Here is a 17,182-nt window from a genome sequence, read left to right on the forward strand (position 1 = left end):
TAAAACATGTTAGTTTCATTAGAATGGTTAAAAGATTATGTCAATACACAGGACTTAGCACCTGAGCTATTAGCAGAAAAAATTACACGTTCAGGAATTGAAGTAGACGCAGTCATTGATCGTGCAAATGCAATGGAAAAAGTTGTAGTCGGATATGTGGTATCAAAGGAAAAACATCCAGAAGCCGATAAATTAAATATTTGTCAAGTGGATGTTGGTGAAGAAGAGCCTCAACAAATTATTTGTGGTGCTCCCAATGTAGATGCTGGTCAAAAAGTAATTGTGGCTCGCCCAGGTGCCCATTTGCCAGGCGGTATTAAAATTAAAAAAGCTAAACTTCGTGGACATGAATCAAATGGCATGATTTGTTCATTACAAGAGCTAGGTATTGAAGGAAAGCTTGTACCTAAAGCTTACTCTGAGAGCATTTACGTACTTCCAGAAGATGCGCAAGTAGGAACGGACGCACTGGCTATTCTAGGCTTACGAGATACAGTGCTAGAGCTTGGTTTAACACCAAATCGATCAGATGCCCTTTCAATGCTAGGTGTAGCATATGAGGTGGGTGCTATCCTGTCAGAGGAAGTAAAGTATCCAGATATTTCTTATCAAGCTGCCAGCGAAAAAGCAGAGGATTTACTAAAGCTTCGTGTGGAAGATATGCAAGCAAACCCAATGTACGTCGCAAAAGTTGTGAAAAACGTCAAAATTGGGGAGTCACCAATGTGGCTTCAAAATCGTTTGATGGCAGCAGGTGTACGCCCGCATAATAACGTAGTGGACGTAACGAATTATGTGTTAATGGAATATGGTCAACCACTTCATGCCTTTGACTATGATAGTCTAGCAACAGGTGAAATCGTTGTTCGTAAAGCAACGGAGGGTGAGAAAATCACAACTTTGGATGACCAAGAACGTACCTTAAAAGCGTCAGATTTAGTTATTACGAATGGCAAAGAGCCAGTTGCTATTGCTGGTGTAATGGGTGGTGCTAATTCTGAGGTAACAGATTCTACAACGACTGTTGTCATTGAATCGGCTTATTTCGACGACTTAACAGTGCGTCAAACATCTCGTCATCTTGGCCTTCGATCTGATGCATCTGCCCGCTTTGAAAAAGGGGTAGACCCGAATCGTGTTTTACCTGCAGCTGAACGTGCTGCAACATTACTTGCTGCATTAGCTGGTGGTGAAGTATTGGAAGGTACATGTGTGGTAGACGATTTAGATAAAACACCAGCGCGTGTTGTCGTATCACCAGATTTTATTAACGAACGTTTAGGCATGAAAATCGCATTAGAGGATATGCTTTCTATTTTAGAGCGCTTAAAATTCGGAGTAGAAGCTGCAAATGGTTTATTAATTATTGATGCACCAACACGTCGTCAGGATATTAAAATCGAAGAGGATATCGTAGAGGAAATTGCTCGTCTTTATGGCTACGACGAGATTCCAACGACATTACCAGAGGGTGCTACACAAGTAGGTAGTTTAACAGCTTATCAAGCTAATCGTCGTGTTGTTCGTAATTATATGGAGAGTGCTGGCTTGTATCAAGCTGTGACGTATTCATTAACATCTGATGTGCTGTCACAACGATTTGCATTGAAAGCTGAACCAGTCACTCGTTTACTAATGCCTATGAGTGAAGAACGCTCTACATTACGACAAAGCCTAGTTCCACACTTAATTGAAGCAGCAGCCTATAATGTTGCCCGCCAAGCAGACAGTGTAGCTCTATATGAAATCGGCTCAGTATTCCTTGGTCAATCGGAGGAAGGGCAACCTTTCGAAGAAGAGCATCTTGCAGTAGTCCTTACAGGGAAATGGCTAGATCACGCATGGCAAGGCGAGAAAAAAGCCGTAGATTTCTTCGTCTTAAAAGGTGTAATAGAAGGTGTTATTGGCAAGCTTGGCCTAGGAAATCGCATTTCATTTGAAAAAGCACAAATTGATGGATTACACCCAGGTCGTACAGCTAGTATAGTATTGGATGGCGAGCAAGTGGGTATTATTGGTGGACTGCACCCTGCAGAGGAAAAGGCATGGGGTGTAAAAGATACGTATGTTATGGAAATGAACCTTGTTGCTCTATTAAATGCAACTGATCAAGAAGCGCCACTTTCCTACAAACCAGTACCTCGTTTCCCTGCGATGTCTCGTGATATTGCGCTTATTATGGATCGTACAACAACTGCAGGCGAAGTCGTAAAAGCTATTAATGTAGCTGGTGTGAAATTATTGAAGGATATCCGCGTATTTGACGTATACGAGGGTGAGAAAATGGAGCAAGGGAAAAAATCCGTAGCATTCTCGCTCACATACTTCGACCCAGAACGCACGTTAACAGACGAAGAAGTAGTAGCTGCACACAATAAAGTACTAAAAGCAATTGCTACAATCGATGGTACAGAAGTACGCTAAAATTATAAAAAGACTGTCGTACTAGATAGTCTCAGACTTAGTCAAAAGTCATCGAGAAGTTTACTCTCGATGGCTTTTGTCATTTTTCTTACACGGTCATAAGGATAATGACTTTCTCATGGGAAATAACGCCTTTACTTTATTTTGGTAAAGAAAAAAGACTGTCATCTAGACAATCTTTTTCGTTTGGAGCTTCATGTTTTTTAAATCATCTTTCTCGCTTTTTCTGTATTAGCAAAATGCCATTTTGTAATGGAGCGTAGAAATTCTTCGCCCTGTTTACGCCAAATACGTGCAGCTTGCACATCTACCTTGTTGGAGGCCCCTTTCATTAACTCTAAACCCGCTATTTCACTGAGACGATCCATTTCCTTTAAAAACGCAGCACGAGCTAGAATGGATGCTGTAGCCACGGCTACATGTAATTGCTCGGCTTTAGTAGAAAAGTACACGCTTTCCTGTACAATTTCTCGTTCGTTTTTTAAGTAATTGTAATAAACGCCTCGTTCTGCAAACTGATCAATTAAAATACATTCAGGTTTTTCAGGAGCCATTTTTGTCAGTGTGTTTTGCAGTGCCTTGTTATGCATCATGGCTTTCATTTTCCCTTGGGAGTAGCCCTTTGCCTGTAAGCTGTTATATTTTTCATTGCGTAAGACGAGAACACTATGAACGCAAGCTGCGCGTAAATCAGGAGCAATTTTCCGCATGTAATCATCCGATAACAATTTTGAATCTTTGACACCAAGCTCATTGATCAGTTCAATTTTGGAGGCAGGTACATATACGGCAGCTACTGTAATAGGGCCAAAATAATCACCAGTGCCTGTTTCATCTGAGCCTAATACGGACATCGTTGCAAATTGGTCGGGTAGTGTATCACCCTTTGCTCCAATACTAGATGCTTTCGAGTTCGATGTTTTTTCAATGGTCCCCCAGCGGGCAGCTTCACGTTCAGCTCCACCACCCTGAAACATTAATTTTCCTGATTTATACATGGTTATGGAGGTATCTGGTAGTTTTGCGGCGAAGATTACACCAGCAGCCTTGCGTTCAATATAATTGGATGCATAGTATGCCATCACCTCTTTTTGAATATTTGTTGAAATGGAAAGTACAATATTTGACATTTAATCGATCCTTTCTGTCCTCATTGTTCACAATTTTATACCTTTCATGGTATGATAATAAATAGCTTTTTTGTGTGATGGTGCTAGCAAGCCAAAAAATCTTGCATGTATCGAATTTATAGGAGGGTGCGACTATGGAAAAACAAGAAAAGAATAAAATTTCTGTGGAAATATATGGTCATACATATAAAATGGTCGGCTTGGAATCCATTGGCCATATGCGACTTGTTGCTTCGATTGTTGATGACCGTATGCGCGAGATGAACGTACATAATCCCTCACTTGATAGCACAAAACTTGCTGTTCTGACAGCAGTAAATACAGTACATGATCATTTACTATTAAAAGAGCGGCTGGAGCAGCTGGAAGAAGAATTGAAAAAATTAAAGGGTTGAAGAGAATGTTAGATTTAATCATATTAGTGGTACTGTTAGCTGGAATTGGTGTCGGTGCAAAACGTGGTTTCATTGTACAAATGATGCACATTGTCAGCTTTATAGTAGCCCTAATTGTTGCGTATATTTATTATAAGCCATTAGCACAAAAATTTGTATTTTGGGTTCCGTATCCAGGAGTTACTGATACAGGTAGTCTTGGTGTCGTGATAGACAGTCTAGATTTAGACCGCACATTCTATCGTGTAATTGCTTTTGCGGTAATTTTCTTTGCCGTAAAAATAACATTGCAAATTGTGGCATCGATTTTTGATTTTATTGCTTATTTACCTGTACTGAACACAGTAAATCGTTGGCTTGGAGCGCTATTCGGCATGATTGAAAACTATTTAATTATGTTTATTTTGCTATATGTATGCGCACTGCTACCGATTGATAGCATACAAAATTTAATGTCGAAGTCATTGTTAAGTGGTCTTATTTTAGAGCATACACCGGTCATTACAAAGATGTTCCAAAACTGGTGGTATATTTATATGCAATAGTCAACTATGCACTTCTCTCTGTTTGGAGAGAAGTGTTTTTACGATAGGAGGAATTATTGGTGAATAAAAAAACCATTATTCGCACGCTCGAAAAAATTGCTCTGTATATGGAATTACAAGGTGAAAATCCATTCAAGGTATCCGCCTTTCGAAAAGCAGCTGCGGCACTTGAAGGAGACGAGCGTTCATTAAGTGAAATGGATGATGTGACAAAACTAAAAGGAATTGGCAAGGGGACGGCTGCTGTTATTGAGGATTTGATGGTAACAGGTGAGTCAAGTTTGCTTAAGGAACTTGAAGAGATTGTCCCTAAAGGGTTATTGCCATTGTTAAAGTTGCCAGGCTTAGGTGGAAAAAAGATAGCCAAGCTTCACCAAGAGCTAGGCATCGACTCAGCAGAAAGCTTAAAGGCGGCTTGTGAAGCGGGCAAAGTACGTGAATTAGCTGGCTTTGCTGCCAAAACAGAGGAGAAAATTTTAAAGGAACTTGCCAATTTAGCTAATCGCTCTGAGCGTCTACCCATTTGGCAGCTAGAGCCTGTGGTTTTACAAATAGAGGCCCTTCTAGATAGTATGGAGGAAGTGGAACGTTTTTCTGTAGCTGGAAGTTTCCGTCGTGCAGTGGAAACTAGTAAAGATATTGATTTTATTGTTGTAACAGAAGCGGTTGAGGCAGTCCGTGAACAATTATTAAATACATTAGCCATCCAAGAAGTCGTTGCAGCAGGAGATACAAAAATTTCGGTGATCTTGGACTTAGATGAGCCAGTAAGCGTTGATTTTCGCTTAGTGAAGGATACGGAATATGCGACTGCCTTGCATCATTTTACAGGTTCTAAGGACCATAATGTACGCATGCGCCAGCTTGCAAAAGCGCGAGGTGAAAAAATTAGTGAATATGGAGTGGAGCAGGAAGATGGAACTGTTCTAACATTTCAAGATGAAGCGGCATTTTTTGCTCATTTTGATTTACCTTGGATTCCACCAAGCTTGCGTACAGGGACAGTAGAATTTGACAAAACAGAGGATATCCAAAAATTGGTCCGACTAGAAGATATTAAGGCCGATTTGCATATGCATACGACATGGTCAGATGGTGCATACTCTGTTGCAGAAATGGGCCAGGCATTACTAGCGCGTGGCTATCAATATAGCGTTATTACGGATCACTCCCAATTTCTAAAAGTCGCAAATGGTTTAACACCAGAGCGTATAGAAAAACAGCGAGTGGAAATTGAGGCATTTAATGAAGCTCACCCAGAATTTCATTTATTTTCAGGGACAGAAATGGATATATTACCGGATGGTAGCTTAGATTTTGATGATCAAGTTTTGCGTGAATTAGATTTTGTAATTGCTTCTATACATTCAAGTTTTACACAAACACAGGAAAAAATTATGGCACGTCTACTGACAGCTATGCAAAATCCTTATGTCCATATGATTGCCCATCCTACAGGGCGAATTATTGAAGATCGTGATGGCTATAATCCTGATATGCAACAGTTAATTGCCTGGGCGAAGGAATATGGTAAAATTTTAGAGTTAAATGCTAATCCATATCGTCTTGATTTATGTGTTGAACATTTAGAGATGGCTTTAGCAGCAGGTGTGCCAATAGCGATTAATACGGATGCGCATGATACCGCACATCTACGTTTTATGGATATTGGAGTTCGCTATGCCAATAGAGCATGGATACCAAAAGATTTGATTGTGAATACATGGACGCGTGAACAATTTGAGGCGTTCATACGACGAAATAAATAGGTTGAGGAGGTGTTCTCAGTGATTGCAGAACGCGCATTGAAAACACTAGAATACGATAAAGTACGGCAACAAGTGGCTACCTATTGTACTTCTTCAATTGGGAAATCAGCCATCGAGGAGCTTGTACCACAGACTGACTTTGATAAAGTAGTACAACTATTAGAAGAAATGGACGAAGGTTTATCCATTTTACGTGTAAAAGGTAATGTACCGATGGGTGGAATATTTGATGTTCGACCATCTGCAAGACGTGCCCAAATAGGAGGCATGTTAGCGGCGATAGAGCTAATGGAAATTTCTAGTACAATTCGAGCTAGTAGAATTCTTCGCAATTTTATTGAGGATTTGGAAGCCGATGAAGTGATTGAAATTCCCCATTTTATCGCCAAAAAGGAAACAATGCCTGTATTAACGGGATTACAGCATGAAATTAATAACTGTATTGATGATAACGGAGCTGTTTTAGATTCGGCTAGTACAACTTTACGAACTATTCGCCAATCCTTACGCTCGGAGGAAGCAAAGGTACGCTCTAAATTGGAGAGCTTAATCCGTGGCAGTAATGCATCGAAAATGCTATCTGATACACTTGTTACAATTCGGAATGATCGCTTTGTTATTCCCGTTAAGCAAGAATATCGTCATCATTATGGTGGAATCGTTCATGACCAATCTTCTTCTGGACAAACCTTATTCATTGAGCCAGATTCTATTGTCCAAGCGAATAATGAAATTCATCGTTTGAAAATGAAAGAACAGGCTGAGGTTGAACGAATTTTACTAGCATTAAGCGCAATGGTGCAAGATGTAGCACCAGATTTATTTAACTTAGTAAAGGTATTAGGGGATATCGATGTCATTTTAGCTAAAGGCAAGTATGGCCAAGCCAATAAGTGTACAATGCCTAAAATGAATCAGGATGGCTATATCCGCCTTGTTCGTGCACGCCACCCACTATTACCAATAGATACAGCTGTGCCAAACGATATTGAGTTTGGGAAAGACATTACGGCAATAGTAATTACGGGTCCAAATACAGGTGGTAAAACGGTAACATTAAAAACAGTGGGCTTGTGTACATTAATGGCTCAAGCTGGGTTACCAGTACCAGCATTGGATGGATCTCAGCTTGCTGTGTTTAAACAATTGTTTGCTGATATTGGTGATGAGCAATCTATAGAGCAATCGCTTTCAACATTCTCATCTCATATGGTCAATATTGTCGACATCTTACAAAAATTTGATGATGAGTCACTTGTTCTTTTTGATGAGTTAGGAGCAGGTACAGACCCACAAGAAGGGGCAGCTTTAGCCATTTCTATTTTAGACGAGGTACATGGTCGTGGTGCACGTGTGATGGCAACGACTCACTACCCTGAGCTCAAAGCATACGGTTATAATCGACCTGGTGTTGCCAATGCTAGTGTAGAATTTGATATAGAAACATTGAGTCCTACCTATCGTCTACTAATTGGTGTTCCTGGACGTTCGAATGCATTTGAAATCTCTAGTCGCTTAGGGCTCCCTGAAACCATTATTGAGCGTGCTAAAGGCTTCACAGGAACAGATCGACATGAGGTTGAATCGATGATTGCTTCATTAGAGGAAACACGTCGTCAATCTGAAGATGATGCAGAGCGTTCCCATGCATTATTGTTAGAGTCAGAGAGCTTACGTAAAGAGCTGCAAGATAAATTACAAGCCTATGATGAGCGTAAAGAGGCACTTGATAAGAAAGCTAAAGAAAAAGCTCGTAAAATTGTAGAAGAAGCGAAACATGAAGCGGAAGGCATTATTGCTGAGCTGAGAGAAATGCGAAAAAATGCCGACCAAGTTGTTAAAGAGCATGAGCTAATTGAAGCGCGTAAGCGTTTGGAAGAAGCAACACCGCTTGAAAATAATAAAGTACTAAAAAAAGCTGCACAAGTAAAAGCCCGTGCGCAAAACTTAGTTGTCGGGGACGAGGTAAAGGTGTTAAGCTATGGTCAAAGAGGTACTTTGTTAGAAAAAGTATCGAATACTGAATGGGTTGTCCAAATGGGAATTTTAAAAATGAAAATCTCTGATAGTGATTTGGAGTATATTAAACCTGAAAAAGAGCCTATTGTACGAACAGCTGGTGTAAAAAATCGAAATGGCCATGTGAAATTAGAATTGGATTTGCGTGGAGAGCGCTATGAAGATGCAATTTTAAGAACAGAAAAGTATATTGATGATGCATTACTTGCGAATTATGGTCGGGTATCTATTATCCATGGTGTTGGTACTGGGGCTTTACGCCAAGGTATTCAAAGCTATTTGAAAAACAATAAGCGTGTGAAATCCTTCCGTTTTGGTGAAGCCGGCGAAGGGGGCTTAGGCGTCACAGTTGTTGAATTGAAATAAGCTATAAAGGGGACGGAGAAAAATGCTGAATTCTGGCTTTTGGCGATATCCAATTATCGAAACGGCAGGATACTTTAGTGTTGTTGTGTTATGTTTAGTCGTGTCGATGGCATTGTTCGAAGTCGTGACGAAGTATAAAAATTGGGAAGAAATTAAAAAAGGTAATGTTGCTGTGGCACTTGCAACAGGCGGAAAAATACTAGGAATTTGTAATATTTTTCGTTTTTCTATTGCTCGTCATAGTACATTAAGTGAAATGATTGGCTGGGGTCTTTTTGGTTTTACGTTGTTAATTGTTGCCTATTTCTTATTTGAATTTATGACACCTCGTTTTAATGTTGATCAAGAGATTGCCAATGATAATCGCTCAGTTGGTTTCATTTCCTTTACCATTTCAGTTGGTCTATCGTTTGTAATTGGGGCAAGTATTGCATAGGAGTGTCATGACATGGAAAAATTAGCAAAGGTACTAATCATTGTCTGTATCGCATTTTTGGCAGTGGGCGTCTATTATATGATGACTATTTAAGCACATTAACGCATCCTTTTTAAAGGATGCGTTTTTTATTGAGCTTATAGCAGGTGGCTTCAACTAAACCTATTAAAGCCCTGATAGGAAAAATTGTTTTTCAAATATAGCAATATATAGGTTATTTCTAATCTGAAAAACGAGAGAATGAATGAGTATTCATCGTATCTACCCATACAAATCCTATTTAGAATTAGTCATAATAATGTTGTTAAATGCATAATAATTAATCGAAAATGCGTTTATTTTCTATTTTCTGTTTGAAAGTGCATTTCTTTTTCATTATAATAAAATTAAGAATTGACAAAGTTTGGGACAAAGGGGAGAGGACGTATGACAGCAAAACCATGGCTAGCAAATTATCCTGAAGAAGTACCATCGTCTTTAACGTTTGAGGAAATTCCAGTGCAAGAGTTTTTGACACGCGCCTATAAGAAGAATCCATCAAAAGTAGCGATTCATTTTATGGGGAAGGATTTGACGTACACCGAACTATATGAGTCTGCTTTAAGATTCGCAAACTATTTACAATCATTAGGTGTGGAAAAGGGAGACCGAGTGGCAATTATGTTACCTAACTCGCCTCAAAGTGTAATCGCTTACTACGGTGCCATGTATGCAGGTGCTGTTGTCGTACAAACAAATCCACTTTATACTGAACGTGAGCTTCAATATCAAATGGCAGATTCGGGTGCAAAAGTTATTCTTGTGATGGATATTTTGTACCCAAGAGTGATGAAAATTATAAAAGAAACCGCCCTAGAAAATGTCATTGTGACAGCCATCAAAGATTATTTACCATTCCCAAAAAATTTAGTCTATCCATTTATTCAAAAAAAGCAATATGGCTTTAGTGTCAAGGTTGAACATAGTGGACAAAATCATTTGTTTTCAGAAATAATGCGTTCTGCACCAATCAAGGTAATGGATCATATTCCTTTTGATTTTGAAGAAGACCTAGCATTACTACAATACACAGGTGGAACAACCGGATTCCCTAAAGGAGTCATGCTAACCCATAAAAATTTAATCGCCAATACGACAATGTGTGATGCATGGATGTATAAATGTGTGCACGGTGATGAGGTCATTATGGGTATCCTACCATTCTTCCACGTCTATGGTATGACAACTGTTATGCTTTTATCAGTCTTCACTCAAAATAAAATGGTGCTGTTACCGAAATTTGATGCTGAAACTGCATTAAAGACAATTGATAAGCAAAAGCCAACACTTTTCCCTGGTGCGCCAACCCTATACATCGGTTTATTAAATCATCCAGACATTGCTAATTACGATTTATCATCTATTAAGGCCTGCCTAAGTGGCTCTGCTTCATTGCCAATTGAAGTGCAAGAGAAGTTTGAAGAGGTAACAGGTGGAAAATTAGTAGAGGGTTATGGATTAACTGAAACATCACCAGTGACACATGCTACTCCAATTTGGGGCAAGCGGGTGATTGGCTCAATAGGATTACCTTGGCCAAATACAGAAGCGATTATTTTGCGGACAGGGGATACGGAAGAATTGCCAGTTGGTGAAGTTGGTGAAATTGCAGTTAAAGGACCACAAGTGATGAAGGGCTATTGGAATCGCCCAGAGGATACGGCCGCTACATTTACAGATGACTGGTTTTTAACAGGAGATCTTGGCTATATGGATGAGCAAGGCTATTTCTATGTAGTGGATCGTAAAAAAGATATGATTATTGCAGGGGGCTTTAATATATACCCTCGTGAGGTTGAAGAAGTGTTATACGAGCGTGAGGAAATTCAAGAATGCGTTGTAGCAGGTATACCTGATCCTTATCGAGGAGAAACGGTAAAAGCTTATATCGTTTTAAAAGAAGGATATTCGATTACAGAAGACGAATTAAATAAATATTGCCGTCAGCATCTAGCGTCATTTAAAGTTCCACGGTATTATGAATTTAAAGATGAGCTGCCAAAAACAGCCGTTGGGAAAATTTTGCGCCGTACATTAGTGGATGAAGAAAAAACAAAAATGGCGAATAAAGAAGCGAAATAAATACGTGGTAAAGTATTGACAAGCAATGATGTAAAATATAATATGAAAATATGAATGAATGACCATTCATATTTTCATATTTTTTTAGGTTCTCACGTCATACTTGATTATGTTGACGTGCGCATGTTTTTTAGGTGGTGATATAAAAGTGAAACGAGATAAGCCAAAATATAAACAAATTATTGATGCAGCTGTCATCGTTATTGCGGAAAATGGGTATCACCAAGCGCAAGTATCGAAAATCGCCAAACAGGCTGGGGTGGCCGATGGAACAATCTATTTATATTTTAAAAATAAAGAAGATATATTAATTTCTGTCTTTAATGAAAAAATGGCTGTTTTTGTAGAGTCATTACAAGATATAATAGAAAATGGGAATACGTCTAAAGACAAACTTTCCCGAATGATTGAAAATCATTTTAATGTTCTAGCGACAGATCGATACCTAGCAACCGTCACACAATTAGAGCTTCGCCAATCAAATAAAGACTTACGACTAAAAATTAATTCAGTATTACGTGAGTATTTACATTTACTTGATCAAATTTTAATCGAAGGTATGCTTTCAGGTGAGTTCAATCAAACGATGGATGTACGCTTGGCACGTCAAATGGTTTTTGGAACAATCGATGAAACTATTACGTCGTGGGTTATGAATGACTATCGATATGATTTGATGGAGCAGGTTCCGAAGGTTCAGGCATTAATCCTGAACGCCATTAAAGGTTAAAAGGATGTGGAGAAATGGAATTTCTAAGTTGGAAAGTGGAAGATGGGGTAGCAAATATTACAATTGCACGTCCACCAGCAAATGCATTATCTCGCGGTATTATTGCAGAAGTAAATTCTGTGCTAGATGCTGTAGAACATGATGATGCTGTAAGAGTCCTTGTACTTCATGGTGAAGGCCGTTTCTTCTCTGCAGGTGCAGATATTAAAGAATTTACTGGGGTAGAATCTGGAGAAGAGTTTACGAAGCTAGCTAGCAATGGACAGCAAGTATTTGAGCGTGTGGAATCATTCCCTAAGCCGATTATCGCAGCTATTCATGGTGCAGCATTAGGCGGTGGGCTTGAGCTAGCAATGAGCTGTCATATGCGCTTTGTGACGGAATCAGCGAAACTAGGTTTACCTGAGTTACAATTAGGCCTTATTCCTGGCTTCGGCGGTACGCAACGACTACCACGTTATGTTGGTGTAGCAAAGGCTGCTGAAATGATGTTTACGAGCGAACCGATTTCCGGTACAGAAGCTGTGCAATGGGGCTTAGCAAACCGTGCATTCTCAGAAGAGACACTGTTAGAGGAAACATTAAATATTGCAAAGAATATTGCCAAGAAGAGCCCAATTGCTTTGAAGGCAGCTATTCAAACCTTGCAATATGCAAAGCATGCTTCATTTTATGAAGGGATTGAAGCGGAAGCGAAATCCTTTGGCACAGTATTCATCACAGAAGATGCAAAAGAAGGAATTCAAGCATTCATTGAAAAGCGAGAGCCTATGTTTACTGGCAAATAAATTTCCCATATGTCGATAGTAACGAGCAAGGATGTTATCGATGTTATTGAAACTAAATATATATAATATTTATAAGTTTACTTAGAATTATAAAACGTTCCAGGAGGTATGGATATATGAATATTTTTGCATTAATTAAACGTACGTTTGATACAGAAGAAAAAATCGTTGTGTCGGGTGGTAAAATCCAAGAGGACGGCGCAGAATTCATTATTAACCCTTACGATGAATATGCCATCGAAGAAGCAATCCAAGTGCGTGACGCTGCTGGCGGTAAAGTGACGGTAGTAACAATTGGCGGCGAGGATGCTGAGAAGCAATTACGAACAGCGCTAGCAATGGGCGCTGATGAAGCAGTGCTTATCAATACGGAAGATGATTTAGATGAATTAGATCAAAATGCTGCTGCTTTTCTATTAGCAGAATACTTAAAAGATAAAGATGCTGATTTAATTTTAACAGGAAATGTTGCGATTGATGGTGGTTCTGGTCAAGTGGGTCCACGTGTTGCAGATTTATTAGATATTAATTATGTAACAACGATTACAAAGCTTGAGATTGATGGAACTTCTGCAAAAATTGTTCGTGATATAGAAGGAGATTCAGAAGTAATTGAAACTTCCTTACCGCTGTTAGTAACAGCTCAACAAGGTTTAAATGAGCCACGTTATCCATCTCTACCAGGTATTATGAAAGCGAAGAAGAAACCGCTTGCAGAGCTTGAATTAGATGATTTAGATATCGATGAAGATGACGTAGAAGTGAAGATTGAAACGGTTGATATCTTCTTACCAGCTCAAAAAGCAGCAGGCCGTGTTCTTGAAGGCGACCTTTCTGTACAAGTAAAAGAATTGGTAAATCTACTTCACACAGAAGCAAAAGTAGTTTAAAAAATCGAATCTTAAAGGGTAACGGAGGGAATATGCTATGTCAAAAAAAGTATTAGTATTAAGTGAAGTTCGTGAAGGAAGCTTACGTAATGTTTCTTTCGAAGCAATTGCAGCTGCAAAACAAATCGCTGATGGTGGCGAGGTTGTAGGGGTACTTTTAGGGGATGCTGTAGCAAATTTAACAGGTCCATTATTTGAATACGGTGCTGATCGAGTTGTAACGGTGGAACACCCACATTTAAAACAATATACATCTGATGGCTATAGTCAAGCACTACTAGCTGTTATTGAGCAAGAAAAGCCAGCTGGCATTGTCTTTGGCCATACGGCAAATGGGAAAGATTTATCGCCAAAAATTGCAAGTAAATTACAAGCAGGTTTAGTATCTGATGTTACTACAATTGAAGGCGCAGGCGATGATGTTGTATTCATCCGACCAATCTACTCGGGTAAAGCTTTTGAAAAGGTGAAAGTAAAAGACGGAATTGTATTAGCATCTATTCGTCCAAATAACATTGCACCTTTAGAAAAAGTTGATGGTAAAACAGGAGATGTTTCGGCAGTTACTGTAGAAATTACAAACCTTCGCACAATTATTAAAGAGGTTGTTCGTAAATCTTCAGAAGGTGTTGACTTATCAGAGGCAAAAGTAGTAGTTGCTGGTGGCCGTGGTGTAAAATCTGAAGAAGGATTTGAGCCACTAAAAGAGCTTGCAGATTTACTAGGTGGTGCAGTAGGAGCATCACGTGGTGCATGTGATGCTGAGTATTGTGACTATTCACTGCAAATTGGTCAAACTGGTAAGGTTGTAACGCCTGATCTTTATATTGCTGCTGGTATTTCAGGGGCTATTCAGCATTTAGCAGGAATGTCAAACTCTAAAGTCATTGTTGCTATCAATAAAGATCCTGAAGCAAATATTTTCAAAGTAGCCGATTATGGAATCGTTGGAGATTTATTTGAAGTAGTTCCGCTTCTAATTGAGGAATTTAAGGCTTTAAAAGTGAATGCATAAAGGTTATTGCAGGAAGGGATGAGCCTTCCTGCTTTTTTCATTTTCTAAGCAAGTAACTGCTATTTGAAAATTATCGCAAAATAAAATATTGACATAACTAACAGTTGCGATTATAGTGTTGAATAATCATTAAATTTACAATCATAATGTTTTTAAACGCAAAGATTAGGAGTAGTAAAAGCTCATTATTCGGTAAAGAGAGCTGCGGGTTGGTGCAACGCAGACCAATAAGACTTTGAACTTGCCTAGGAGTGGTAAGATAAATGGAATTGTCTGATTATTCTATTTGTTTGACGATTAACCTTCGTTACAAGGTTTTAAGTTGGGTTCATATTGAGCCAATTAGAGTGGTACCGCGGTTTGCTTATGGCATATCGTCTCTTCTTTCATTTGATGATGAAGGAACAGACGGTATGCCTTTTTTGATTTTTAGGAGGTAGGAAAGTGGAAAAGAACAATCAGCAACAATTAAAACGAACAATGACCTCGCGTCACATTACGATGATGGCATTAGGTGGTGCTATTGGCGCAGGATTATTTAAAGGAAGTAGTGCAGCCATCGATATGGCAGGTCCATCAGTGCTCATAGCCTATTTATTAGGGGCATTATTTTACTATTTGTTATGCAAGGTCTTGCAGAAATGGCAGTCCGCAATAAAGAGGCAAGAACGTTTAGAGATTTAGTTGAATCCGTTTTAGGTAAATATCCAGCTTATTTTTTAGACTGGATTTATTGGAAGATGTGGGTATTAAATATTGCTGCCGAATCTGTAGTGGCCGCTATTTTTATTCAATATTGGCTGCCTGAATATCCAATTTGGATATTGGCGTTATCTGTCTCGGTGCTAGTGACAGCTATTAATCTGTTATCTGTGAAGATTTTTGCTGAAACGGAATATTGGCTAGCATTGATTAAAATTACAGTTATTATTGTATTTATTATTGCAGGACTCATTTTATTGCTTGTCTCATTTGGTCATCATAGTGCTGTAGGTTTCTCTAACTTAACTTCGCACGGTGGTTTTTTCCCAAATGAATCAATGGGATTAATTGCAGCTATGCTTGTGGTGATCTATTCCTATGGTGGAACGGAAATCATAGGGATTACATTAGCTGAAACAAAAAATCCTGAAAAGGTAGTCCCAAAAGCTGTGCGCAGTACATTAATCCGAATTGTTACTTTCTATTTACTGCCATTCTTTATTATTGTTAGTTTGATTCCTTGGAATGAAGTGAATGGAGTACCAGAAAGTCCATTTGTCATGGTATTTAAAATGATCGGAATTCCTGGCGCGGATCATATTATGAATGCTGTCGTTTTACTTGCCATTATTTCTTCGATGAATTCGGGCCTTTATGGTTCATCCCGTGTACTTTATACGCAAGCGGTAGACGGTCGTGTCCCTAAAATATTTGCTCAATTATCCAAAAGAAATGTTCCCGTATATGCGATTTTGATGTGTACTTTAGCATTGTATGTAGGTGTCATCTTTTCGTTATATGCTGGAAGCAAGACGTTTGATTTTCTAATGGGGTCACTTGGATATACTGTATTATTTATTTGGTTAATTATTGCAATAGCCCATTTAAAATCAAGAAAAAAACAGTCATCCAACTCAAGTGTGTATGAAGTGAAATGGTACCCTTATACTACTTGGATAGCGATTATTGCGTTGAGTACGATCTTAATTGGTATTATTTTTACCACTTCAATAATCGTGACAGGTATTACTTTAGCAATCTACATTTTCATTACGTTAACTTATTTATGGAAAGGCCGTCATCAATAGAATTAATCGATAGCATTTAATTTTTCAACACGGATTTTCATAAAAAATACATTACAGGCAGATTGTTCGCTCAAGTGAATTTATCCATGCTATACTACAATCATAGTAAGTTTAAGGAGGATTTCAAATGGCAATTGTACATGCAACAGATGCTACGTTCCAAAGCGATATTAAAGAAGGGTTAGTATTAGTGGACTTTTGGGCTGCTTGGTGCGGACCTTGTAAAATGATTGGGCCAGTTCTTGAAGAAATGGACGCTGCAGGTAGTGCGGCTAAAATTGTAAAAGTTGATGTAGATAATAACCAAGGTACTGCTGCTGAGTATCAAATCATGTCAATCCCATCATTATTATTATTTAAAGATGGAGAATTAGTTGACAAAACTGTAGGCTTCCAACCGAAAGAAGCTTTAGAAGCATTTATCGCAAAACATGCGTAATGAATGAAGTTCACAAAAGCCGGACCATCAATGAACTGCCCCGTAAAAGTTAGACATTAATCTAACTTTTACGGGGGTTTTTTTATGACAAAAGTAAGTGTTGAACAACGTATTCAAGCAGTTCAACGATATTTAAATGGAAATGAAACTTTGATCGAAATTGCGAATGATATCGGTGTGACAGCTCAGATTGTCAGTGAATGGGTTCGCCGTTATCAAAAAAATGGCGTAGAGACTTTCTTAAAGTCCTATACAAACTATTCAGCTGACTATAAAATGAATGTACTTAATTATATGAACGAGACAGGTACATCTTCGAGAGACA

The 17,182-nt window shown here is 38.8% G+C and carries 14 protein-coding genes, 1 pseudogene and 1 other annotated feature; of the genes and pseudogenes, 14 read left to right on the forward strand and 1 reads right to left on the reverse strand.

The features are described 5' to 3' along the window. The first annotated feature begins 6 nt into the window (after positions 1–6). Complete coding sequence (gene pheT, locus C9J29_RS15580) at positions 7–2,424, forward strand: phenylalanine--tRNA ligase subunit beta (RefSeq protein ID WP_107922404.1); 2,418 nt, start codon at positions 7–9, stop codon at positions 2,422–2,424. A gap of 203 nt (positions 2,425–2,627) precedes the next feature. Here pheT and rnhC read toward each other — a convergent pair whose 3' ends face one another. Then, a complete protein-coding gene (gene rnhC, locus C9J29_RS15585) occupies positions 2,628–3,554 on the reverse strand; it encodes a ribonuclease HIII (RefSeq protein WP_090002297.1) in 927 nt (308 codons plus the stop codon). 134 nt (positions 3,555–3,688) lie between these two features. On the opposite strand from rnhC, the gene zapA reads away from it, so the two are divergent. The 13 genes and pseudogenes from zapA to C9J29_RS15650 form a co-directional block, all read left to right on the forward strand. Further along, entirely contained in the window at positions 3,689–3,949 is a 261-nt protein-coding gene (gene zapA, locus C9J29_RS15590) for a cell division protein ZapA (protein WP_008179187.1), read from the forward strand. Between the two features lie 5 nt (positions 3,950–3,954). Next, positions 3,955–4,494: a CvpA family protein gene (locus C9J29_RS15595; RefSeq protein WP_012295574.1), complete on the forward strand. Its 540-nt coding sequence runs from the start codon at positions 3,955–3,957 to the stop codon at positions 4,492–4,494. Positions 4,495–4,553: 59 nt separating this feature from the next. After that, entirely contained in the window at positions 4,554–6,263 is a 1,710-nt protein-coding gene (polX, locus tag C9J29_RS15600; protein ID WP_090002295.1) for a DNA polymerase/3'-5' exonuclease PolX, read from the forward strand. 18 nt (positions 6,264–6,281) lie between these two features. Next, the gene (locus C9J29_RS15605) at positions 6,282–8,648 is read left to right on the forward strand and encodes an endonuclease MutS2 (RefSeq protein WP_089985734.1); all 2,367 of its coding nucleotides are present in this window, start codon (positions 6,282–6,284) and stop codon (positions 8,646–8,648) included. A gap of 22 nt (positions 8,649–8,670) precedes the next feature. Then, entirely contained in the window at positions 8,671–9,084 is a 414-nt protein-coding gene (locus tag C9J29_RS15610; RefSeq protein ID WP_008179180.1) for a DUF350 domain-containing protein, read from the forward strand. Between the two features lie 426 nt (positions 9,085–9,510). Continuing rightward, positions 9,511–11,205 (forward strand): long-chain-fatty-acid--CoA ligase, encoded by a 1,695-nt coding sequence (locus C9J29_RS15615; protein WP_008179179.1) that lies wholly within the window; start codon positions 9,511–9,513, stop codon positions 11,203–11,205. A gap of 148 nt (positions 11,206–11,353) precedes the next feature. Beyond that, a complete protein-coding gene (locus C9J29_RS15620) occupies positions 11,354–11,935 on the forward strand; it encodes a TetR/AcrR family transcriptional regulator (RefSeq protein WP_025114529.1) in 582 nt (193 codons plus the stop codon). A gap of 14 nt (positions 11,936–11,949) precedes the next feature. Then, positions 11,950–12,723 (forward strand): enoyl-CoA hydratase, encoded by a 774-nt coding sequence (locus C9J29_RS15625; protein WP_008179175.1) that lies wholly within the window; start codon positions 11,950–11,952, stop codon positions 12,721–12,723. 116 nt (positions 12,724–12,839) lie between these two features. Next, complete coding sequence (locus C9J29_RS15630) at positions 12,840–13,613, forward strand: electron transfer flavoprotein subunit beta/FixA family protein (RefSeq protein WP_008179174.1); 774 nt, start codon at positions 12,840–12,842, stop codon at positions 13,611–13,613. 37 nt (positions 13,614–13,650) lie between these two features. After that, a complete protein-coding gene (locus tag C9J29_RS15635; RefSeq protein WP_008179173.1) occupies positions 13,651–14,628 on the forward strand; it encodes an electron transfer flavoprotein subunit alpha/FixB family protein in 978 nt (325 codons plus the stop codon). 152 nt (positions 14,629–14,780) lie between these two features. Further along, positions 14,781–15,013: a binding site (T-box leader), on the forward strand. A gap of 95 nt (positions 15,014–15,108) precedes the next feature. Further along, positions 15,109–16,418 (forward strand): annotated as a pseudogene (locus C9J29_RS15640) (amino acid permease). A 127-nt stretch (positions 16,419–16,545) separates the two neighbouring features. Then, entirely contained in the window at positions 16,546–16,857 is a 312-nt protein-coding gene (trxA, locus tag C9J29_RS15645) for a thioredoxin (RefSeq protein WP_008179170.1), read from the forward strand. An 84-nt stretch (positions 16,858–16,941) separates the two neighbouring features. Then, on the forward strand, positions 16,942–17,182 hold a 241-nt coding region (locus tag C9J29_RS15650), incomplete at its 3' end, for a helix-turn-helix domain-containing protein (RefSeq protein WP_153062681.1).

Source organism: Lysinibacillus fusiformis, assembly GCF_003049525.1.
Lineage (GTDB): Bacteria > Bacillota > Bacilli > Bacillales_A > Planococcaceae > Lysinibacillus > Lysinibacillus fusiformis.

Bases quoted from the DNA above. Each gene is read 5' to 3' on its own strand.
- C9J29_RS15625 (WP_008179175.1), top strand. From the start codon at position 11,950: ATGGAATTTCTAAGTTGGAAAGTGGAAGATGGGGTAGCAAATATTACA.
- trxA (WP_008179170.1), top strand. From the start codon at position 16,546: ATGGCAATTGTACATGCAACAGATGCTACGTTCCAAAGCGATATTAAA.
- rnhC (WP_090002297.1), bottom strand. From the start codon at position 3,554: ATGTCAAATATTGTACTTTCCATTTCAACAAATATTCAAAAAGAGGTG.
- zapA (WP_008179187.1), top strand. From the start codon at position 3,689: ATGGAAAAACAAGAAAAGAATAAAATTTCTGTGGAAATATATGGTCAT.
- C9J29_RS15630 (WP_008179174.1), top strand. From the start codon at position 12,840: ATGAATATTTTTGCATTAATTAAACGTACGTTTGATACAGAAGAAAAA.
- pheT (WP_107922404.1), top strand. From the start codon at position 7: ATGTTAGTTTCATTAGAATGGTTAAAAGATTATGTCAATACACAGGAC.
- C9J29_RS15635 (WP_008179173.1), top strand. From the start codon at position 13,651: ATGTCAAAAAAAGTATTAGTATTAAGTGAAGTTCGTGAAGGAAGCTTA.
- C9J29_RS15610 (WP_008179180.1), top strand. From the start codon at position 8,671: ATGCTGAATTCTGGCTTTTGGCGATATCCAATTATCGAAACGGCAGGA.
- C9J29_RS15595 (WP_012295574.1), top strand. From the start codon at position 3,955: ATGTTAGATTTAATCATATTAGTGGTACTGTTAGCTGGAATTGGTGTC.
- C9J29_RS15615 (WP_008179179.1), top strand. From the start codon at position 9,511: ATGACAGCAAAACCATGGCTAGCAAATTATCCTGAAGAAGTACCATCG.